At 37.1% G+C, this 20750-nt stretch carries 21 protein-coding genes and 2 other annotated features; of the genes, 15 read left to right on the top strand and 6 right to left on the bottom strand.

Annotated features, from left to right (window positions below; all coding sequences use genetic code 11):
• Positions 1–158: 158 nt before the first annotated feature.
• On the bottom strand, positions 159–1925 hold the full coding sequence (locus ABDZ63_RS01435) for a glycerophosphodiester phosphodiesterase family protein (protein WP_343781296.1): 1767 nt from the start codon (positions 1923–1925) through the stop codon (positions 159–161).
• A 248-nt stretch (positions 1926–2173) separates the two neighbouring features.
• Positions 2174–2422 (top strand) — a binding site (T-box leader).
• 57 nt (positions 2423–2479) lie between these two features.
• Positions 2480–2772, top strand: a binding site (T-box leader).
• A gap of 57 nt (positions 2773–2829) precedes the next feature.
• Here ABDZ63_RS01435 and trpE point away from each other — a divergent pair.
• From trpE to ABDZ63_RS01370, 14 genes are all read left to right on the top strand, one after another.
• Positions 2830–4209 carry an anthranilate synthase component I gene (gene trpE / locus ABDZ63_RS01430; RefSeq protein ID WP_343781295.1) on the top strand — a complete coding sequence of 460 codons (1380 nt, stop codon included), beginning with the start codon at positions 2830–2832 and terminating at the stop codon, positions 4207–4209.
• Positions 4206–4817: an anthranilate synthase component II gene (locus tag ABDZ63_RS01425; RefSeq protein WP_343781293.1), complete on the top strand. Its 612-nt coding sequence runs from the start codon at positions 4206–4208 to the stop codon at positions 4815–4817. Before trpE ends, ABDZ63_RS01425 begins: the two co-directional genes overlap by 4 nt.
• Positions 4789–5817 carry an anthranilate phosphoribosyltransferase gene (gene trpD / locus ABDZ63_RS01420; protein WP_343781292.1) on the top strand — a complete coding sequence of 343 codons (1029 nt, stop codon included), beginning with the start codon at positions 4789–4791 and terminating at the stop codon, positions 5815–5817. The genes ABDZ63_RS01425 and trpD overlap by 29 nt, the downstream gene beginning before the upstream one ends.
• Positions 5817–6611 (top strand): indole-3-glycerol phosphate synthase TrpC, encoded by a 795-nt coding sequence (gene trpC / locus ABDZ63_RS01415; RefSeq protein ID WP_343781291.1) that lies wholly within the window; start codon positions 5817–5819, stop codon positions 6609–6611. Before trpD ends, trpC begins: the two co-directional genes overlap by 1 nt.
• 15 nt (positions 6612–6626) lie before the next feature.
• A complete protein-coding gene (locus ABDZ63_RS01410) occupies positions 6627–7244 on the top strand; it encodes a phosphoribosylanthranilate isomerase (RefSeq protein WP_343781289.1) in 618 nt (205 codons plus the stop codon).
• A complete protein-coding gene (gene trpB, locus ABDZ63_RS01405) occupies positions 7241–8431 on the top strand; it encodes a tryptophan synthase subunit beta (protein WP_343781288.1) in 1191 nt (396 codons plus the stop codon). Before ABDZ63_RS01410 ends, trpB begins: the two co-directional genes overlap by 4 nt.
• An 11-nt stretch (positions 8432–8442) precedes the next feature.
• Complete coding sequence (gene trpA, locus ABDZ63_RS01400; RefSeq protein ID WP_343781287.1) at positions 8443–9231, top strand: tryptophan synthase subunit alpha; 789 nt, start codon at positions 8443–8445, stop codon at positions 9229–9231.
• A 24-nt stretch (positions 9232–9255) separates the two neighbouring features.
• Positions 9256–9996, top strand: coding sequence for a sulfite exporter TauE/SafE family protein (locus ABDZ63_RS01395; protein WP_343781285.1), 741 nt, complete (start codon positions 9256–9258; stop codon positions 9994–9996).
• A 292-nt stretch (positions 9997–10288) separates the two neighbouring features.
• Positions 10289–10372, top strand: coding sequence for a putative holin-like toxin (locus ABDZ63_RS15805; protein WP_425541928.1), 84 nt, complete (start codon positions 10289–10291; stop codon positions 10370–10372).
• 461 nt (positions 10373–10833) lie between these two features.
• On the top strand, positions 10834–11784 hold the full coding sequence (locus ABDZ63_RS01390; RefSeq protein WP_343781284.1) for an ABC transporter permease: 951 nt from the start codon (positions 10834–10836) through the stop codon (positions 11782–11784).
• Positions 11777–12724 carry an iron chelate uptake ABC transporter family permease subunit gene (locus ABDZ63_RS01385; protein ID WP_343781283.1) on the top strand — a complete coding sequence of 316 codons (948 nt, stop codon included), beginning with the start codon at positions 11777–11779 and terminating at the stop codon, positions 12722–12724. Before ABDZ63_RS01390 ends, ABDZ63_RS01385 begins: the two co-directional genes overlap by 8 nt.
• Positions 12721–13479 carry an iron ABC transporter ATP-binding protein gene (locus ABDZ63_RS01380; RefSeq protein WP_343781282.1) on the top strand — a complete coding sequence of 253 codons (759 nt, stop codon included), beginning with the start codon at positions 12721–12723 and terminating at the stop codon, positions 13477–13479. Before ABDZ63_RS01385 ends, ABDZ63_RS01380 begins: the two co-directional genes overlap by 4 nt.
• A 22-nt stretch (positions 13480–13501) precedes the next feature.
• Positions 13502–14425: a siderophore ABC transporter substrate-binding protein gene (locus ABDZ63_RS01375; protein WP_343781281.1), complete on the top strand. Its 924-nt coding sequence runs from the start codon at positions 13502–13504 to the stop codon at positions 14423–14425.
• A 19-nt stretch (positions 14426–14444) separates the two neighbouring features.
• A complete protein-coding gene (locus ABDZ63_RS01370; RefSeq protein ID WP_343781280.1) occupies positions 14445–15272 on the top strand; it encodes a MerR family transcriptional regulator in 828 nt (275 codons plus the stop codon).
• 119 nt (positions 15273–15391) lie between these two features.
• Here the strand turns inward: ABDZ63_RS01370 and ABDZ63_RS01365 are convergent, their stop codons facing one another.
• Positions 15392–15634 carry a hypothetical protein gene (locus ABDZ63_RS01365; RefSeq protein ID WP_343781278.1) on the bottom strand — a complete coding sequence of 81 codons (243 nt, stop codon included), beginning with the start codon at positions 15632–15634 and terminating at the stop codon, positions 15392–15394.
• Positions 15635–15876: 242 nt separating this feature from the next.
• On the opposite strand from ABDZ63_RS01365, the gene ABDZ63_RS01360 reads away from it, so the two are divergent.
• Positions 15877–16806, top strand: coding sequence for an ATP-grasp domain-containing protein (locus ABDZ63_RS01360; protein ID WP_343781277.1), 930 nt, complete (start codon positions 15877–15879; stop codon positions 16804–16806).
• A 560-nt stretch (positions 16807–17366) separates the two neighbouring features.
• On the opposite strand, the gene ABDZ63_RS01355 is transcribed toward ABDZ63_RS01360, so the two are convergent.
• The 4 genes from ABDZ63_RS01355 to ABDZ63_RS01340 form a co-directional block, all read right to left on the bottom strand.
• On the bottom strand, positions 17367–18653 hold the full coding sequence (locus ABDZ63_RS01355; protein ID WP_343781276.1) for an alpha/beta hydrolase: 1287 nt from the start codon (positions 18651–18653) through the stop codon (positions 17367–17369).
• A 35-nt stretch (positions 18654–18688) separates the two neighbouring features.
• A complete protein-coding gene (locus ABDZ63_RS01350) occupies positions 18689–19180 on the bottom strand; it encodes a DUF456 domain-containing protein (RefSeq protein WP_343781275.1) in 492 nt (163 codons plus the stop codon).
• A 20-nt stretch (positions 19181–19200) separates the two neighbouring features.
• Positions 19201–19746 (bottom strand): Rossmann-fold NAD(P)-binding domain-containing protein, encoded by a 546-nt coding sequence (locus tag ABDZ63_RS01345; protein WP_343781274.1) that lies wholly within the window; start codon positions 19744–19746, stop codon positions 19201–19203.
• Between the two features lie 267 nt (positions 19747–20013).
• Entirely contained in the window at positions 20014–20664 is a 651-nt protein-coding gene (locus ABDZ63_RS01340; protein ID WP_343781273.1) for a DUF3889 domain-containing protein, read from the bottom strand.
• Positions 20665–20750: the final 86 nt, after the last annotated feature.

Below are 20750 nucleotides of genomic sequence, written 5' to 3'. Positions count from 1 at the left end.
ACGCCCTGTTCGTCTTCAGGAAAACACACGTCGGTTGGTATTTTATTGGCGTTCAAGCTTTTTTTGATAAAGTAGCATCTAAACACAAAAATCCGAACGCGTTCATTGATGATGAATCGTTCGGATTTTCCTTTATTACAATTCTAGATCGATCTATTCTAATCACTCAACTCAAACATCCTTAACACAACATCAGGTGTTTTCGTAATAATACCATCAACATCGTATTGTAATACATGGTTTGCGGTACGGTCGATATTCGTTGACCAGACCCATATTCCCCGACCATCACTACGAGCTTCTTGAACAAGGTTCTCTGAAAGCATTGTTTGATGAACAGTATAAAAGTCCACATCTAGACGTGATAAATCACCAACAGCAGTGAATAAAATCTGCCCAATATGAACATCTTCATTTAATTTTCTAATCTCTTGTAGCACATCGTTATTAAATGCCTGCACATAAAGATCATTCTCTGCTTCATACCTTTCAACTAAATCGACAATTTCACGCGCTAACTCTTCTTCATTCTCATCTGGCTTAAGGTCCAACAATAAGCGAACACCAGAGTCTTGAGCTAATTCAATGACATCTTCTAGCTTTGGAATCGGCTCCCCGGTAAATTCTTCTTTGAAAGATGAACCAATTTCTAAGTGAGATAACTCTTCATAATTTAAATCTGAAACTCGATCTGCTACGCCAGCCATCCGCATTAAGCTCATGTCATGGTGTAATACAGCTACGCCATCCCTCGTTAACTGTATATCTATTTCAATCACATTAATCCCTTGTTCAATAGCGGACTCTACTCCACTCATTGAATTTTCAGGTGCATTAACCGAATCACCACGGTGAGATGCTACTTCTACGTTCCAATCTAAATAAACGAAACTACCACTAACCGTCTGATTATAAGCAAATACACCCGTCACATATACAACTAAGATTAACACGATTAAATATCGTTTAGTTTTAAAAAATGAGAATGCTTTCCTTTCACCTTTGGCTAGCTTATTACTTTCTACAATATGCAGTTGATCTTCTATCTTCTCTTGGTCTTGTTTAAATTGGTAAAACAATCTCGTCAAAATGATTATGTTGATTGGAATTAAGACAAGTGTCGACAAGGATGCCACAACACTTGAGAATGTGACTAAGTAATGCTCAATTAAATCACCAATAATTGTGCCGACCATAACAGACGGAATCATTGAAATTAAATAAATTAACGAAGCACTTAAAACAAAGATTAATAAATTAATACCAATCAGGTTAACTAATACTGATTTTTTATTTCGCTTCGTTAATTGCATACTTTCTTTAATTGCTTTTCTAGCATTTAAACGATCAATGACAATAAAATGAATGACAAAAATCCATCTCAAAATAATATAAAGTACTAAGATTAACACACCAAAATAGATTGCGAGTGAAATGTATGATAAAGATAAGTGCCCAGAATATAAAATATCCATATTCAAGTCATACACAATTCGATCTATTGGCGTCTCAACAAAGGGAACTAACAAGAATAAAACCATAATTAACGGTAATGCACTAATACTGATTAGCTTTGTCGTTCGAGATAAAGCTGTTAAAAATGCATTCGCGATCGTAATCGATTGATTAAAGATTTGTTGTTGGGCAATGACAATGAAAACGCCAAATTGAATAAAAAGGAACGCAAAAACAATTAGTCCAACTAATGCTAAAGCTATGGCACCAGAATAACTAAGTGCAATGCTATAAACATCATGATTAATAACAGTAGGAGCTCCAATTAACATAAGTAGGCGATTAAAGAAAAATGAGCTCATTGGAATAAATAATAAGCTCGTTAATACCATATAAATTAATGCGAATGATAAATGTTTTGGATATGTATTTTTAAAATCATTTAAGCTTTGTCTAATTAAGTGAATCATTTAATCCTCCATTGAGAAAAACTTAGTCATAGCAAATTAATAACAAAAACCCTGAACTTTTCACATAAATTAATTCTTTGATCAAGTTAAAGTTACTTTATGAACCTTTCCCTGTATTAATCTATGCTAAACTAATGAAATTGGAAATACAATCCGGTAACGTCATTAAACTTTTTAAAATTTATGTTATTAAACTGTTGACAAAACATAATTATTTAACATATGATAATATTCAAATCTTAAAACACGGATCGGCATTGATGAAGAGAAGTAATTTAGTTAGTCTCTACAGAGAGCTAGTGGTTGCTGGAAACTAGTGTGAACAACTAAACGAATGGACTTCGGAGCCTCCAACCGAACGTTTTTTAAAACAATTAAGGTTGGCGAAAGTCTCATCGTTACAAGAGACACGTATTAAAGCGCATAGCTTAGATACGACTTAAGTGGACTGTATAAACAGTCAACAAAGGTGGCACCACGGGTTTCCCGTCCTTTTTTACTAAGGATGGGAGGCCCTTTTTATTTAGGTCTAGCTTTAAACAATCAAGTTATAAATTAAATCGTTGAGTAAGAGGAGTAGGCGATGTGGATTCGCTACAGAGAGCTAGCGATGCTGAGAAGCTAGCGTGATACAAATCGTTGAATGGACTTACGAGAGGTTACCTGAAATTGAAGTATGGTAACTCGGCTTCCACCGTTAACAGGATAGGGTATCGGAAGGAACTTTAATCTTCCCCTTTTGTACAACAAAGCTTAAATCCTTCCCGTACCCGAAAAAAGAGTGGGATCAGTATATTTATTATACTTTCCAACCTGAGGTGGTACCGCGATTATAATCGTCCTCTGTATACACAAATTGTGTGTGCAGGGGACTTTTTTTATACCCAAACTTAGGAGGTTTACTATGACACATTATCGTTATAAAACCCTTGAAGCCGATCACTATACACCTATATCTATTTATTTGGCATTAGAAGGTCAAAGAAAGTTTTTACTTGAAAGCTCGCTTAAACATGAAGAAACAGGAAGGTATTCATTTATCGGAGTAGATCCTTACTACGAATTTATTGCTAATGGCAATACGGCTAAAGGAATTAACTTACTGACCAACAAAACAAAAACATTCACAAACGACCCTATTGAAGCACTTAAATCTTTAATTGTTCATGATGTCACTTTACCGTTTGATATCCCTTTCTTAGCTGGTGGTGTTGGTTATATAGCATATGACATTGCTAAACAGTTTGAAAATATAGGAATTGAAAAGCATGACGATCTAAACATGCCCGATATACACCTTATGTTCTATGAAAAAGTCATTGTCTATGACCACTTGTTACAAGTCGTTCATTGTATCGCTTTTGACCGCTGGCTTACCAATGAGAGTCTTGACCTTGATTTAGAACTAAATTATTTAATAAGACAAATAGAAGATCAAAAGTCACCTGATTTATCAACGTTTCATTTAAGTAGCTTTCAATCGAACTTCTCAAAGGAGCAGTACGAGAATAAAGTGAACACAATTAAAAAGAGAATTACAGAGGGTGAAGTCTTTCAAGTAGTATTATCTCAAAGACTGACAGCCCAATACGAAGGTAATCCGTTTAGCTATTACAGGCAACTAAGAAAGAACAATCCATCACCCTATATGTATTATATTGACTTTCAAGAATATTGCATTCTAGGTACATCTCCAGAAAGCTTAGTTAAAGTAAATGATGGCCAAGTTACAACTAACCCAATTGCCGGAACTCGTAAGCGTGGCCAAACCAAAGCTGAGGATCAATTACTAGAAAAAGAATTGATTTCAGATGAAAAAGAGATTGCTGAACATCAAATGCTTGTTGATTTAGGGAGAAATGATATCGGAAGAGTGGCCCAACCAGGTACGATTCATTTAAATAAATATATGGCCGTCGAAAGATATCGTTATGTCATGCATATCGTTTCAGAAGTTACAGGTCAAATTGATGACAAACTCTCACCACTTGACGCTTTAAAAGCTTGCATACCTGCCGGGACTGTTAGCGGAGCACCGAAAATTCGTGCGATGCAAATCATCAATCAGTTAGAACCAAATAAACGCGGTGCCTATTCTGGGGCTGTCGGATACTTATCGATTAACGGCAATCTCGACTTCGCCCTCGCAATTCGAACGATGGTTTTAAAAGACGGGAAAGCTCATGTTCAAGCAGGGGCTGGTGTTGTATATGATTCAGACCCAGAAAGCGAGTATGAAGAAACACTGAATAAAGCGAAGGCTCTTTTGGAGGTGACGAAATGATTTTATTAATTGATCACTATGATTCTTTTACCTACAACTTATATCAATATCTTGAAGAGTGTGATGAATCAGTGATTGTGAGAAGACATGATCAGATTACACGTCAGGAGATTGAACAAATGAATGTTGCAGCGATTGTCCTGTCACCAGGTCCGGGAAAACCAAAAGATTATCCAAATTCAATTAAAATGATTAAAGACTTTTATCAAGAAATACCTATTCTCGGCATCTGTTTAGGCCACCAAATGATTGGATTAGCGTTTGGAGCTGAAGTTAAACAGGCGAAAACTATTATGCATGGCAAGAGATCCCTCATACTTCATAAGGGATATGGATTATTTGAATACATGAGTCAGCCTTTAGAAATGATGCGTTATCATTCGTTAGTTATTAATGAACAAACATTGCCGCCTTACTTCAAACGATTAGCAATCGCAATGGATGACAGGGAGTTAATGGCTATTCAACATGACCAACACCCCTTATTTGGCGTTCAATTCCACCCCGAATCAATAGGCTCTAAGGAAGGTAAGAATTTATTAAAACGCTTTATAAATCTAATGAGAAAGGAGACTAACAATGCAACATTACCTTCAAAAATTACTTAACGGTAACAAGTTAACACAGGATGAAATGACTATTGTCGCACACAGTTTATTTAATGAAGAGATCTCAGATAGCGAAGTCGCTTCGGTTTTAACCGCTTTAAAAGTAAGAGGTGAATCTGTCGAGGAGATTACTGCAATTGTTGAAGTACTACGTGAAAAGGCAATGCCCATTACGAAGGCGTTAAATAACGTGATGGACAATTGCGGTACAGGTGGTGATGGGATTAAAAGCTTTAATGTCAGTACAACTTCCGCCTTCGTCTTAGCTGGAGCTGGTGCTAAAGTAGCAAAGCACGGTAACCGTAGCGTATCCAGTCGTACAGGAAGTGCAGATGTTTTAGAAGAATTAGGTGTTGCGCTTGATTTTACAAGTGATGAAGTTGAGCATTTAATCGATACTAACGGGATTGCCTTTCTATTCGCACCTTACGTTCACCATCAGTTAAAACGCATTATGAAAGTACGCCAAGAATTAAGTGTGCCGACTATTTTTAATTTAATTGGTCCACTAATTAATCCTGTCGCGTTAGAAACACAGTTTTTAGGTGTTTACCGTCGTGACATGCTCATGAAAATGGCTGCTGTATTAAACAAACTAGGACGAAAACGAAGTATCGTCGTAAATGGGGCTGGTCATATGGATGAAGCATCATTAGCAGGAGAAAACCACTTTGTCTTACTAGAAGAAGGCGAACTCATACCTTTCACTCTACATCCTAGCGAAGTTGGATTGAACACTTATTCAAATGAAAATATTGTTGGTGGTGATGCAAAAGTCAATGCGCAAATCTTACTCGATGTTCTACACGGAAAACCAAGTCCTTATTACGAAACAACCTTATTCAACGCTGGAATTGGCCTGTTCTCATCAGGAATTGCCACTTCAATCAAAGATGGAGTCGACCTAGCCCGTAAAAGTATTGAAACTGGATGCGCTTTAGAGAAACTTAACCACTTAATTGACTATAGTCAGAAGCGAAAAAAAAAGGAGATTTCATAATGAAGACGATTTTAGACCGGATTTTAGAAGAGAAACAGAAAGAAGTAGAACGGCTTAAAAATGAATCCAAACGAGAGCTGTCCATATCATCAACAGGGATTCAAAGTAGGCCATCTTTATATGATACCTTTCGCCAGTCTGATCAGTTATCTGTCATTGCCGAAATTAAACGCGCTTCTCCTTCAAAGGGTGATATCAATATTGGCATAAAACCTAAAGAGCAAGCCCACATTTACGAACAAGGTGGTGCCAGTGCTATATCTGTCTTAACGGACACACCTTTCTTTAAAGGAACGATGAACGACTTAACAGAAGTTCGTCAAACAGTCGAACTTCCTTTACTGTGTAAAGACTTTATCATTGATGAAGTTCAAATTGATCGCGCTAAAATAGCTGGTGCCAATGTCATCTTACTAATAGCAGCTGCTCTCTCAAAAGAGCGACTGGCGATGTTATTTAATTACGCAACACAATTAGGGCTTGAAGTTTTGTTTGAGGTTCATAACCAAACTGAGCTAGAAGTAGCGCTTGAGCTTGATGTTAAAATTATCGGCATTAACAACCGTGATTTAAAAACATTTAATGTCGACCTAACTACTACAGAACGATTAATCTCTCAAATTGAAGACCCCAATAGAGTCGTTATTAGTGAAAGTGGTATTACCTCTTGTGAAGATGCAGAGTTTGTCTCTCAAGCTGGTGCAAACGGTATTTTAGTCGGTGAAACACTTATGCAATCAAGTAATGTTGAATCAGAACTAGAAAAACTTAAGGTTAAAAGGTCAACTGTATAACGAGGAGGAGTTAATATGACCAGAGTCAAAATATGTGGAATTCGCCATACCGAAAACGCTATAGAAGCCACTAAAAGAGGGGCTGATATGATCGGCTTTGTCTTCGCTAAAAGTAAACGACAAGTTACCGTCGAACAAGCCAAACAGATCGCCTCCTCCCTCCCAACTAACATTAAAAAAGTGGGTGTCTTCGTTAACGCTAGTCAAGAAGAGTTAGAGGCGACTGCCCATTCAGTTGGACTCGACTATGTTCAACTACATGGTGATGAGTCCCTTAAGTTTTGCCAACAGTTGAGTATTCCATATATCAAATCATTCCGAGTCCAATCAAAAGATGACTTAGAACAAACGAAACAATATAATGATGCGGATTATATACTTTTAGATAGTGCAACAGGTCCATACCGGGGCGGTAATGGTACTCAATTTGATTGGCAAATACTTAATGACCTTCCATTTGAACACGAACGGTTAATTCTTGCTGGTGGCCTAAACCAAGATAATGTGAAATATGCCATTTCACAAACAACACCAAAAGTAGTCGATGTATCTAGTGGCGTTGAGTTTGAAGGTCATAAAAGTAATCAATTAATTAATCAATTTATTCAATCTGTAAAGGAGTGTTCGAAATGAATTATATACAACCTGACCTAGGTGGGATGTTCGGCCAATATGGTGGGCGTTTCGTACCTGAAACATTAATGGGCGCAGTAAAAGAATTAGACGAAGCCTACGAGGAAGCCTTACAAGATGAAAGCTTTAATGAACGTTTTCATTACTTATTAAAACAGTATATCGGCAGGGAAAATCCATTATATTATGCCGAGAACTTATCTAAAGAAATAGGTGGAGCGAAAATATATTTAAAACGAGAAGACCTTAATCACACCGGAGCGCATAAAATTAACAACACAATTGGGCAAGCATTACTAGCTGAACGCATGGGTAAACGAAAGGTTGTTGCTGAAACAGGTGCTGGACAACATGGTGTTGCGACTGCTACTGTTTGCGCTTTACTCAATTTAGAATGTGTGATCTTTATGGGGACTGAGGATATTAAACGTCAGAAATTAAACGTCTTTAGAATGGAATTACTTGGTGCAGAAGTTAAACCTGTTGATCAAGGTAGTGCGACATTAAAGGATGCTGTTAATGAAGCACTGCGTTATTGGGTAAGCCATGTTGAAGATACACATTATGTAATGGGCTCTGTGTTAGGCCCTCACCCGTTTCCGAAAATGGTTCGTGATTTTCAAAGTGTCATTGGTAAAGAGACAAAAAAGCAGCACTATGAAGCTGAAAACACCTTACCAGATGCAATCGTTGCTTGTGTTGGTGGTGGTAGTAACGCGATGGGGATGTTTTATCCTTTCATAGAAGATGAATCTGTACAATTGTTGGGTGTTGAAGCAGCTGGAAGAGGTATAGAAACAGATCAACACGCTGCAACATTAACGAAAGGCTCTGTTGGTATTTTACACGGAACGATGATGTATTTATTACAAGATCAGTTTGGTCAAGTACAAGAAGCTAGTTCGATTTCTGCTGGACTAGATTACCCCGGTGTCGGCCCAGAGCATAGTCACTTAAAAGATTTAAAACGTGTTAAATACCATTCTATTACTGATGATGAAGCTCTTAATGCGTTTCAACAATTATCACGAACTGAAGGAATTATCCCAGCCTTAGAAAGCTCACATGCAGTAGCTGAAGCTATTAATCTAGCCAAAGAAATGAATGAAACAGAAACAATTGTCATTTGTTTATCAGGTCGTGGTGATAAAGACGTCGAATCAGTCAAACACTACTTAGGCTATTAAGGAGGATAACAATGGTTAACAGATCACATGGAAAACTTTACTTAGAGGACGTGTTAACAACTACTATTAATAAAGGAGAGAAAGTATTTATACCGTATATCATGGCTGGTGATGGCGGCTTAGATCACTTCATTCCCACATTACAAAAGTTGGACCAAGCGGGTGCTACAGCAATAGAAATTGGGATCCCCTTTTCAGACCCTGTAGCGGATGGACCAACAATTCAAGAAGCAAGTAAAAGGGCCAAAGAACACGGGGTGACCCTTCAAGCGATTATTGATATACTAAAGCAAGAACGAGATACGATTAAGGCTCCTATTATTTTCATGACTTATATAAATCCAATCTATAAATATGGGATTGAAAGATTGATGAAAGAAGTAAAAGAGGCCGGAGTAGATGGATTAATTATCCCTGACTTACCACTAGAACACTTAAGCTTAATTGAAGATGCTCGTACAAAAGCAGGTATTGCATTAATACAGCTCGTCTCGCTAACAAGCTCAAGAAAGCGCATGAAAGAAATCGCATCCGCTTCTGAAGGCTTCTTATATGCAGTGACTGTTAATGGCATTACAGGCGCAAGGCAATCATTCAATGAGGATTTACAAGAACATTTTAATGATCTTAAATCAGTAAGTCCTACTCCCGTATTAGCTGGGTTTGGGATTTCTACAAAAGAACATGTTAAACAAATGACTTCTTTTAGTGATGGTGTGATTGTGGGTAGTCAAATCATTAAATTACTTCAAAATGATGATATGGGAGAAATAAAACAATTAATCGAAGCAAAAGATTAGTAGCTTAGAAAGTAGTGAGTCCCCATGTTAGATTTAGTTATTTTATTCTTTGTTGGCGTATTTGCAACTATATTAGGAACTTTAGCTGGGGGCGGTGGCTTAGTTAGTCTACCGGCCATGTTAGCTTTAGGAATTCCTGTCCACTCTGCCATTGGTGCTAATAAAGTAACGAATTCAATCAGCTCATTTGTTACGTTTATTATGGTATTACAACACAAAGGCGTCACGATTAAAGAAGGACTTAAAATTATTCCAGTCAGTTTAGGTGGTGGAATAGCTGGGGGCATGATTGCATCAGCACTACCACCTGACTTAATGTACCAAATCGCAATCGGCCTATTAATAGTCGCGTTTTTATTTTCATTTATAAGTAAAGCCGACTTCTCTGGTAAAAACCAGTTTCATTTCAAGACGCGTGGTACACCGTTATTATTTGGAATTGGCATGTATGATGGCATGTTTGGTCCTGGTCAGGGAACATTAATGCTCTATGTCTTCTCATATTTAAAAATCGCATACTACCGCGCAGTCGGCTTAATGCGTATTGCAACTTTTGCTAGTTGTTTTGGTGCAGCTATTAGTTTCATAGCCGCTGGTCATATTATTTGGTCCATTACATTCACATTAATGGCAGGGTCTCTCATAGGGGCTCAAGCTGGTGTTCGTTTGGCAGGCCAACTCAACCCGAACCATATTAAACCACTACTTAGAATTGTGACTGCAGCCCTAATAATATATATTTTAATGGACAATATATTTTTATAGTTCAATAGAATGATTTTTAACTTGTACACCGTGAGAAGACATGAAGACCTTATATTTGATATATGAACTTTGACTCAGAATGTATGCTGAAATAAGTCAACCTTCATAGCGAATATTAGCGAAAATTCATACCGAACTACTTAAAGCCCTCTAAAATACATGTATTTAGAGGGCTTTGTAAGGACAAAGGATTATCTCTTTCAAATATACAAAATTTTCTTAATAATTATGTTACAATAAAGTTGTACAATAAGGCTCTCATGGGTGGTGGCTAACTCACTGAAAGAGGGTGATGCCTATGACTGTTTTTGAAACGCTCTTCTTAATGGTCTCTTTCGGATCATTAGTTGCAGCCATTCTGTCAGTTGGAAAGTGAGTAACCACCCATCAGCCTGGTGAGCCTGGGTGATTACTTAAATACCTGAGTGAGCCGCTCCTCTAAGAGAGCTATTGTACACGGCCATTGATGTTAGCGCATCAATGGCCTTCTTTGGCAGACCACTTTCCATCTATTTTACCCCAAATTATTTTAAAATCAAGGTATTTAAGTTCATAACCATTTACCTCAAATAAATTTCATAAAAACCATCTCCCCCATTATACTATATAACGAACAGAAAATAAGTCCTATTTGAAATTTTTTTACGCACACACCGTTTAATATATGAAATGTCATATTAATATATGACGAATTTCCATTTAAAAAGGTTAATTGAAAATAATTCTCATTTTCTTATTGACTCTCCACCCACTGGAGAGTATATTATTTAATTGGTATTGATAATCATTATCAATTATCTTGAGAACAAGAATTTCACAGGAGAAAGTTTGTGTCGTATGAAATTAAAGTATTTAGTTTTTCTATTGATTATTTTGTCAATAGTTTCCCTATTCATTGGGGCATCAAACATTAGCATATCTGAACTCGGTCATCTAACTGAACAACAAAGACAAATCCTAATTCAAAGTCGAATCCCCAGGTTAGTTAGCATATTAATTGCCGGCGCAACGATGGCTGTTTGTGGTTTAATTATGCAGCAATTAAGTCGAAACAAATTTGTCTCCCCAACAACTGCAGGGACAATGGACTCAGCAAGACTTGGGATTCTTGTTTCTCTACTTGTTTTCTCATCGGCGAGTCCAATGCAACAAGCGTTTACCGCTATGGTGTTTGCGGTTTTAGGCACTATGATCTTTATGAAAATCCTTGAGAAAATTAAATTTAAAGATGCGATTTTCATTCCGCTTGTTGGCATTATGTTTGGTAATATTATTGGTTCCATTACAACATTCTTTGCTTATCAACACGACTTAATCCAAAGTATGACAGCATGGCTGCAAGGCGATTTCTCTATGATTCTAAGAGGGCGCTATGAACTGTTGTACATAAGTATTCCGCTCCTAGCTATTGCGTATTTGTATGCCAATAAGTTCACAATTGCTGGAATGGGTGAAGATTTCTCTACCAATTTAGGGATGAGCTATAAGCATATTGTTAACCTTGGTCTGATCATTGTAGCTATTGCAACTTCAGTAGTTGTTCTAACAGTTGGTTTAATTCCATTCTTAGGTTTGATCATACCTAACATTGTCTCAATTTATCGTGGAGACCATTTACGAAAGAACTTACCCCACACTGCTCTATTAGGTGCGGTGTTCGTGTTAGCTTGTGACATTTTAGGTCGTGTTGTCATTTATCCATATGAAATACCAATTGGCTTGACGGTTGGCGTAATTGGTAGTGGTGTGTTTATTTACTTGTTACTAAGGAGAAGGGCTTATGCGTAATCGAACAAAACTGATCATACTTGCACTAATTGCTTTAGCACTTACAGCCATCTTCTTATTCTTTGGACTAAATGAGCATTGGGGATATGTATTACCAAGGCGTACGATGAAGATATTGGCGATTATTTTAACAGGGAGCGCGATCGCTTTTGCAACAGTGATCTTCCAAACCGTCACGAATAATCGCATTTTAACACCTAGTATTATCGGACTCGATTCACTTTACTTGCTGATCCAAACCGGGCTCATCTTTATATTCGGGTCAACACATTTAACCATTATGAATCAACATTTTAATTTCTTTCTATCTGTTGGGCTTATGATTATTTTTGCTCTCTTACTCTACCATTTTCTATTTAAAAAAGAAGGGCAAAATATTTACTTCTTATTATTAATAGGGTTAATCTTTGGAACCTTTTTCAGCAGCTTATCAGAGTTTATGCAAGTATTAATTGACCCTAATGAGTTTCAGTTTGTTCAAGACCAAATGTTTGCTAGCTTTAACAACGTCAATACAGACTTGTTTTACATTGCATTAGTTGGCATGGGATTAACTATTCTCTACTTCTTAAGGTATGCGAAATATTTAAATGTTATTTCACTAGGTAAAGATCAAGCAATCAATCTAGGTGTAGAGTATGATCATATCGTAAGACAAATCTTTATTATCGTAGCGATTCTTATATCAATCGCAACCGTATTAGTTGGGCCGATTACGTTTTTAGGCTTGCTTGTAGCAAACGTAGCCTATGAGTTTTTAAAAAACTATCGACACAAAGAGCTGATCTTAGGTGCTATTTTAGTTAGCATCATTGCCTTAGTTGGTGGTCAGCTAATCGTTGAGCGAGTCTTTACATTTTCAACAACCGTCAGTGTCATTATTAACTTTGTCGGTGGTGTGTACTTCATTTATCTACTGTTAAAGGAGAGTCGAGCATGATTGAAGTAAAAGAGTTATCTAAGAAATATGGTGATAAAACGGTCGTTAATAACGTTTCTGTCAATATCCAAAGAGGGAAAATCACTTCTTTTATTGGTCCGAATGGTGCTGGTAAAAGTACTTTACTATCAGCTGTTAGTCGACTCATTAAATATGACATAGGTGAGGTTAATATAGACCAGCATAAAATGTCACAATGGAAAAATCGCGAACTCGCGAAAAAGATGGCCATTCTAAAACAATCAAATCATATCACCGTACGACTCACCGTACGTGAACTCGTCTCATTTGGTCGTTTTCCTTATTCTCAAGGTCATTTGACAGATGAAGATATACGACACATTGATGAAGCTATTTCTTTTATGGAATTACAAGAGTTAGAGAATCAATACCTTGATCAATTAAGTGGCGGTCAAAAACAAAGAGCTCACATAGCAATGGTCATTGCTCAAGACACCGAATACATTTTACTCGATGAACCACTTAACAACTTAGATATGAAACACGCTGTGCAAATTATGAAAGTACTACGCCGACTTGTCGATGAGTTAGGTAAAACGGTCGTCATTGTTATTCACGATATTAATTTTGCATCCTTTTACTCTGATTACATCGTTGCATTAAAAGACGGAGCCATTCTTAAACAAGGTCCAGTAGATGACATCATTGAAGAAGCAACATTAAAAGAAATATATGATATGGAAATACCCGTTACACAAATGAACCGTTGTAAAGTGTGTGTGTATTTTGGTTAATAAATAACAGAGGTGATTTATAATGAAAAAAATAATGATATTATGTGGTTTAATTTTACTTACTTTAACAGCATGTGGAACATCTGAGCAAGGTGAGGAAACAACAGGTGAAACTGTTACCATTGACCATGAGCTAGGTGAGGCTGTTGTTGATGCGAATCCAGAAAGTGTTGTCGTGTTTGACTTAGGTATGCTAGATACATTAGATCAATTTGACTTACCAGTAACAGGTGTACCTAAAGATAACTTACCATCTTATTTATCTCATTATGAAAGTGATGAATACGAACATGTAGGTGGATTAAAAGAACCAGACTTTGAAGCAATTTATAGTATGGACCCTGATTTAATTATTATTTCTGGAAGACAATCAGACCAATACGAAGAGTTAAATGATATCGCTCCTACTGTATATGTAGAGTTAGATTCTCTGAACTATATGGACTCCTTTTCTAATAACGTTGGAATTATTGGTGAGATCTTTAACATTGAAGATGAAGTTGGCGAAACAGTTGAATCGATCCAAGCTGAAGTAGATGAAGTGAATGAAATGGCTACTTCTAGTGAGCAAACCGGTTTAATTACTTTAGCAACTGGTGGTAATGTAAATGCTTATGGACCCGGTTCACGCTTTGGTATTATTCACGATACTTTAGGCGTAACACCAGCTGATGAAAGCATTGATGTTGCAACTCACGGCCAAAACATTTCATTTGAATTCATAGTCGACAAAGACCCAGACTTCTTATTTGTTATCGATCGTGATGCAGTTGTTGAAGGTGAAGCTGCCGCGAAAGAAACCATTGAAAATAGTTTAACTGAAAACACAACTGCCTATCAAAATGACCAAATCTTTTACTTAAACCCTGAATATTGGTACTTAGCTGATGGTGGAGTACAATCTGTATCAGAGATGATTAATGAAATTAAAGATGCCATAGAATAAACCGTACGAGGTGGCAAACATGAAGGATCGCTTTACAATAGGAGAAATCGCAAAATTACACAACATTTCTGTTAAAACTTTAAGGTATTACGATGAAATCGAACTGTTTAAACCAATTGAGGTGGACCAACATAACAATTATCGCTACTATTCAACTGCTCAGTTCGAGCACTTAAATACCATTAATTATTTAAGAAACTTAGGTGTTCCATTAAAAGAAATTAAAAAACAATTCGACGAACCTGACCTTGACTACTTTTTAAATATTTTAAAAAAGCAACAACAAGTAACAGCTGAAAGAATTCGCGACCTTCAAAATATAAATGAGCGCGTTATAAACCGAATTAATGAGCTTGAATGGGCGAAAAGTAACCATCAATATGGAATACCATTCATTAAAGATATTAATGAACGCCAAATTATTCAATTAAATAAAAAAATCAGTTCGCACCCTGAACTAGAGCTTTCCATTCGAAAGTTAGAAAACATTGCGAGGTTAAAATCGTCAATATTTATTGGGTCAGTTGGTGTCACGTTACCAATTGAACAGATAAAAAATAATAACTTTAAGGAATATAACTCAATCTTTTTACTAGTCGAAGAGGAAAATATTGCACCAGACTTCAAAACTACACTCCCCTCTGGTCAGTATGCTTGTATCTATTGTAATGAAGAGCGAATTCACTCAAGTCAATATTACGACAAATTACTTGAGTTTATTGAGAATAACCATTTAAAGATAAACGGAGATGCAATCGAACGCACGATCATCGACCATTACATGACCCATAAACCTGAAGAATATTTTTCAGAAATCCAAATCCCTATAACTCGCCCAAGTTCTTAAGGGATAGTTGCACTAATACAGGTAAGATCCTGTTTTCTACCCCGCCCCCTTCACAAAAACAATTCAAAGAGGCTCTCTTAGGCAAGAGAGCCTCTTTGATACTTATGTAATGAAGTACACTAATAAAAGATTCTTCCTTTTTTCCGTTCTCTACTTAATAACCATAAACCAATCAACCATATGACGACACCCACTTGCCAAAGTCCTCGTTCTGGTGTTTCAAATAGAACATAAGCTATAAGGTCTAACACCGTTTCCCATTCTACTGACGGATAAACAATAAGAGTGAAAATAGTTGGGATAATACCGAGAAGAACAGAGAGGAAGCCGATTACAATTAAAACTTTTGCGATTAACTTCAAACCTATATTCCCCCAATAATCATCATTAAACTCTCTAGAGTCTTTACATACAATGACATAAACGCCGAATATTCAGACTTTTGTATTATTGTAGCATACATTTAGTTATATAACAGACTTACTTCAAAGTAACTTGTAATTTATCAATTTAATTTGGCTTTCAAGGGTGTTTTATTTCAAAATTAATCATTTTCAAATATACTATTAAACAGATTGGAATAATACAGAAAAGGGGTTATCATATGGATTCTAAAATATATATCATTCATGAAAATTCAGAATGGACAGAACCACTTCTTAAAGCATTAGATGAGCTTAATGCTCCTTATGAAGACTGGCATATCCATGAAGGTCACATTGACTTAACTGAAGCGCCACCTACTGGCGTATTTTACAACAGAATGAGTGCATCTTCTCATACACGCGGGCATCGTTTTGCGCCTGAATTCACATCAGCAATCTTAGCATGGTTAGAGGAACATGATCGTGTCGTTCTAAACAATAGCCACGCATTAGATCTTGAAATCAACAAAGCAAGACAGTATAGTAAACTACAAAAAGCTGGCATTAAAACACCGAAAACATTAGTAACAGTCGGAAAACAACAACTAATTGATGCAGCACACAAAATGGAGAAGCCTTTTATAACAAAACATAATCGCGCTGGTAAAGGGCTTGGGGTCCAATTATTTCACACCACTGAAGCTTTAGAAAACTATGTATATAGTGACCAATTTGAAGAACCAATCGATGGCATTACTTTATTACAACAATATATTGAATCACCTGAGGCATCCATTACGCGCTGTGAGTTTATTGGTGGTAAGTTTTTTTATGCGGTTAAGGTTGATACATCTGAAGGGTTCGAACTATGTCCTGCAGATGCATGTACCATTGACGATCAATTCTGCATGACGACTGAAAACACTCGCGAGAAGTTCCAAATTATTAGTGACTTTAACCACCCAATCATCAAACAATACGAGCAGTTTTTAGCTAGAAATGGCATTCATTTTGCAGGAATTGAATTTATTCAAAATACAGATGGCGAATTATTCACTTACGATGTCAACACTAATACGAATTACAACTCTGACGCTGAAAGTAAAGTCAATCAATATGGTATGAAAGAAATTGCCAAAACACTTAACGAACAATTAAAAGCTCTATAGAAAAACTAGAGTTATATTATGAGTCTAGAACAGAGAGCTGAATCTTTTTTTAAGGCTCTGTTAAAGCTTAGTGTTGATTATTTAAAAGCTTGCTCTAAGTTGTTGTATTGTGATGAGCGAAGGTGGCGACTCCTGGTCGACTAAAGTCGGCCACGTCCTGTGGCCAACGTCGACATTAGACCGTCCGGGTCGTCACAGGAATAGCACGAGTCTCGAGACCCCACAGGCAGTGTTTTCCTGCCGAGAGATGCACCTTTAGTCTGGCTAGTAACGCTCCGAAGTAGGCTTCCTCGGTGCAAAACACTAAGATGTTTAATCGATGAAGCTGTTTGGCTCGAGCCGTGCTGCGGCAAAGAAAACACTGCGACAAATGACCGTAGGGAAGTTTGAGCAGATGTTGCACTTGTGCCCTGCGGGTGAAAGCGTCCACCGAAAGCGAATCACAATAACAACAACGGACTTTAACAGAGCGTTTTTTAAAAGCGCAAAAATCCGAACGAATTCATTTAAGATGAATCGTTCGGATCTTTTAATAAGACAACTAATTTTGTCCTAACCTTCTATTCTACTCGTGCATTAACATAGTTTTGTATCGCTTCAACCAATTCTTCTGATAATGGTAATGAAGGATCGTTATATGAAGAGAGGTCATCCGGGTTTGATGAATCTTTTAACACATGATTCATCCCTTCTACTATAACAAGTTCAGCATCACCATGTGCCTCAGCTAAGTTTTCAGCATCTTCTTCAAATATTTGCGTGTCATGTGTACCTTGAACAATTAACGCCGGTACTTCTACAGACGCCATAATTTCAGTAGGTTCATACGTTAACCAAGTCGATAAGAATGGTTGAACAGTTGGTCTGAATAAACTATATAAATCCGTACTCACTTCTTCAACAATTTCCCCTTCTGACAATTTCTCTATTATCATTTCTGCTTCTTCCATTAAATCCTCAGGTAACTGAAGCGATAATTGATCATGTAACACTTCATCCATTGACCTACCCGCTCCAGCAAGTGACACAAACCCATCTATATTAACTTGTAAAGCTGCTAAACTACCAATTAAAGCACCTTGACTATGTCCAACAATAATCACTTCATCAAATTGTTCTTCATTTTTTATTTTTTGTAACCACTTAACAGCATCCTCAACTAAATCTTCTATAGCTAATTCTTCTTCTGGAATCGTCACTTCACTGTTTTCACCAGCACCACGCTTACTATACCTTAAACTTGCTATTCCCTCATCAGCTAAAGTTTCAGCGATCATTTTTAAACTATCATTTTCCATACCAGGAGAGTTACCATTACGATCTGTCGGACCTGAACCTGGAATTATTAACGCAATCGTAGAGGCAGCTTCATCACTAGGCTGTAGGAATTCACCTTGTAAAGGACCAAATTCAGTCTCTACAGTCATCCAATCAATTTCTTCTTGCTCCTCTTTAGCTACTAACTCCCCTCTTTCTAATTTAAAATCAAACGTATGTCCTTGTTGAGTGAAGTCTCCTTCAATAGCAGCTTCTTCTAGCAATTCGCCCTCAAACTCAATGAACTGACCGGGAATCTCCATTTCAAAGCTAACGAAACCCTCATCAGCTTCAAGTTCTGAAAGCGGATAGCGGTCAATGCCTTGAACAGGTATACTTATAAAGCCAACCACTTCCTCTTCTTCGTCTTCCTCAAAACTCACTTCGATATCTAGCGGGATTTCTGGCACTTCAATCGTACCATTCCAATCACCAATTAATTCAGACATCGTATCACGTACATCTTCTGTTTCTTCCTCAACTGTACAGCCTACAACAAACAGCAACAGCGTTATTAACAATAGCTTCACTGGGCAATACCTCTCTTAACTTTTATTAAATTACATCAAAAAATCACCATTACAATAAACCAAACAATCATGATCGTTAATACAACGAATTTAGCTAACGCACCACTAAGGAACCCTAAAAATGAGCCAATTGAAGCTTGAACGGCTTCTTCAAAGGTCCGCTTCTGTAACATTTCCACTGCGAACACAGCCGCTACTGGAACAATTAAAATACCTAGAGGTGGTACAACAAACGATCCAACGATCACACCAATTGCAGCGGCCCATTCACCTTGTTTCGACCCACCGTACTTTTTGACGAAATAACTATTGGCAATAATATCGGCAACAATAACAATGATCGTTAAAATGGCCATTGAAAACCAAAAGAAAGGTGTTAATACATTTTGGTTGATTCCAAAATGGTAAACGAGGAAACCTCCCCAAATGACGAGTGGTGCAGGTATAACTGGAAATATAATACCAGCATAACTTAATAAAAACAATGCAATAACAGCAATCCACCATAAAATTTCTACAAAATCCACAACATTCACTCATTTCTTGTTTACGGGCGTTTATCCCAAGGTTCAAGTGTCCCAACAATATACTCATATTGCTTAAGTGTGATCGCTTCTATAACACCGTTTGAAATCTCACTGTGAGTCAGCCACCTAGAACCTTCTTCATCTAGTTTAAACCCTAATTGAACTTGATGATAAATACATTGATTTGGCGTATTTATTCGTTCTTTAATATCACTAAGGTTCGAACGACTCCCTACGACATGAAATAAATCCCACTTACCTGTATCGTCTTCCATCATTAAGTTAATTATAACAGATAATGGGTCTTTCCTAGGTACACGATGAATCCATGCTACAACTACATCAATCGTACCTTTCTCTTTAACCGCTTTTTTAACCTGTTTATCTAATTGTTTTTCGTTTTTATAATCCACTATTATGGGGTTGATATTTGAAGATTCACAAGTTAGTTTGTCCATCTTATATTTAGTTCGACCAATAACGGACACACATTCTGCTTGTTCAGAAAGCCACAAAGATGTTTCATACAACATCCCTGTCCCACCAATAACTAATACATGCCTCATACCTATCATCACCCTTCACTCGTAAAATTTCGACTTTACTATACTTAAATCCTTCTAATAGTATGTAAATTGTGCCTGATGAAGTATTGTTAAAATACGAACATTCTATGCCTTATGTAAGATGAGCAGTTACCCGAGCGGCATTTTATCAGCGTTCAACCTGTTTTATCAGCGCTCTATCGAAACACAAAAATCCGAACGTATTCATTTATGATGAATCGTTCGGATTTTCTATTATGGCAACTATTTTTGTCCGACCTCTCTTTGTTAACTGTTGTTGAGTTCTACTTCTTCAAGATCAAACGAAATAACCCGATTCGTTTGCGGATTGTATTCAACTCGACCTCTAACTTTTACCCGCTCCTCATCTGACTCGACAATAAATTCATATGTTTCCCGGCGTCGTTCAATAGAAATCTCTTCTTCCCCTACAAATTCGTAGTCTGTCACTTCATAACGCGGATAGGCTACTTGGAGCACTTCTATCAAGTATTTACCAAACTCCTCTTCCTCAAGTTCAGGTGACGCCATGATTTCGATATCTATAATACCAAAATCTAAATCAGCCCCTAAAGCTAAAAAGGCCTGTCGGTGTAAATTCAAGCGATGCTGTGGATATCCACCTACAGTATCGACGACTTTCACTAAGATTTCACGGCCAGTACTTGGGAATTTAACTTTTAACATTTCTCCACATTCATACGGACTATCTTCACTCACTGCAGTTGTCATATACTGAAGGTCTGACCAAGGTATATTACATTTAGTTACCTCCCCACCTTCTGTCCACGTTGCTTGACCTTTGACCCAATTATTATTCTCGCGAGTACTGTCCGGTTGGTAGGTCATAGGAGCATATACATAAGTACATGAACCATTCCTAATCAGATCATTTTCATAATGGTAATAAGGGTTCATTTTCATCCTCCTGGTTTTTACATAAAAATTTTATATTGATGAATCATAATTCTTTGTCATATCATATGTTCACCCACGCTTGGACG

Source organism: Alkalibacillus silvisoli (genome assembly GCF_039521975.1).
GTDB classification, from domain to species: Bacteria; Bacillota; Bacilli; order Bacillales; family Alkalibacillaceae; genus Alkalibacillus; species Alkalibacillus silvisoli.
This window is presented reverse-complemented; position numbering and strand designations above follow the sequence as displayed.

Coding starts and splice junctions, on each gene's coding strand:
- ABDZ63_RS01435 (WP_343781296.1), bottom strand. CDS start 1,925: ATGATTCACTTAATTAGACAAAGCTTAAATGATTTTAAAAATACATAT.
- trpE (WP_343781295.1), top strand. CDS start 2,830: ATGACACATTATCGTTATAAAACCCTTGAAGCCGATCACTATACACCT.
- ABDZ63_RS01425 (WP_343781293.1), top strand. CDS start 4,206: ATGATTTTATTAATTGATCACTATGATTCTTTTACCTACAACTTATAT.
- trpD (WP_343781292.1), top strand. CDS start 4,789: ATGCAACATTACCTTCAAAAATTACTTAACGGTAACAAGTTAACACAG.
- trpC (WP_343781291.1), top strand. CDS start 5,817: ATGAAGACGATTTTAGACCGGATTTTAGAAGAGAAACAGAAAGAAGTA.
- ABDZ63_RS01410 (WP_343781289.1), top strand. CDS start 6,627: ATGACCAGAGTCAAAATATGTGGAATTCGCCATACCGAAAACGCTATA.
- trpB (WP_343781288.1), top strand. CDS start 7,241: ATGAATTATATACAACCTGACCTAGGTGGGATGTTCGGCCAATATGGT.
- trpA (WP_343781287.1), top strand. CDS start 8,443: ATGGTTAACAGATCACATGGAAAACTTTACTTAGAGGACGTGTTAACA.
- ABDZ63_RS01395 (WP_343781285.1), top strand. CDS start 9,256: ATGTTAGATTTAGTTATTTTATTCTTTGTTGGCGTATTTGCAACTATA.
- ABDZ63_RS15805 (WP_425541928.1), top strand. CDS start 10,289: ATGCCTATGACTGTTTTTGAAACGCTCTTCTTAATGGTCTCTTTCGGA.
- ABDZ63_RS01390 (WP_343781284.1), top strand. CDS start 10,834: ATGAAATTAAAGTATTTAGTTTTTCTATTGATTATTTTGTCAATAGTT.
- ABDZ63_RS01385 (WP_343781283.1), top strand. CDS start 11,777: ATGCGTAATCGAACAAAACTGATCATACTTGCACTAATTGCTTTAGCA.
- ABDZ63_RS01380 (WP_343781282.1), top strand. CDS start 12,721: ATGATTGAAGTAAAAGAGTTATCTAAGAAATATGGTGATAAAACGGTC.
- ABDZ63_RS01375 (WP_343781281.1), top strand. CDS start 13,502: ATGAAAAAAATAATGATATTATGTGGTTTAATTTTACTTACTTTAACA.
- ABDZ63_RS01370 (WP_343781280.1), top strand. CDS start 14,445: ATGAAGGATCGCTTTACAATAGGAGAAATCGCAAAATTACACAACATT.
- ABDZ63_RS01360 (WP_343781277.1), top strand. CDS start 15,877: ATGGATTCTAAAATATATATCATTCATGAAAATTCAGAATGGACAGAA.
- ABDZ63_RS01345 (WP_343781274.1), bottom strand. CDS start 19,746: ATGAGGCATGTATTAGTTATTGGTGGGACAGGGATGTTGTATGAAACA.
- ABDZ63_RS01340 (WP_343781273.1), bottom strand. CDS start 20,664: ATGAACCCTTATTACCATTATGAAAATGATCTGATTAGGAATGGTTCA.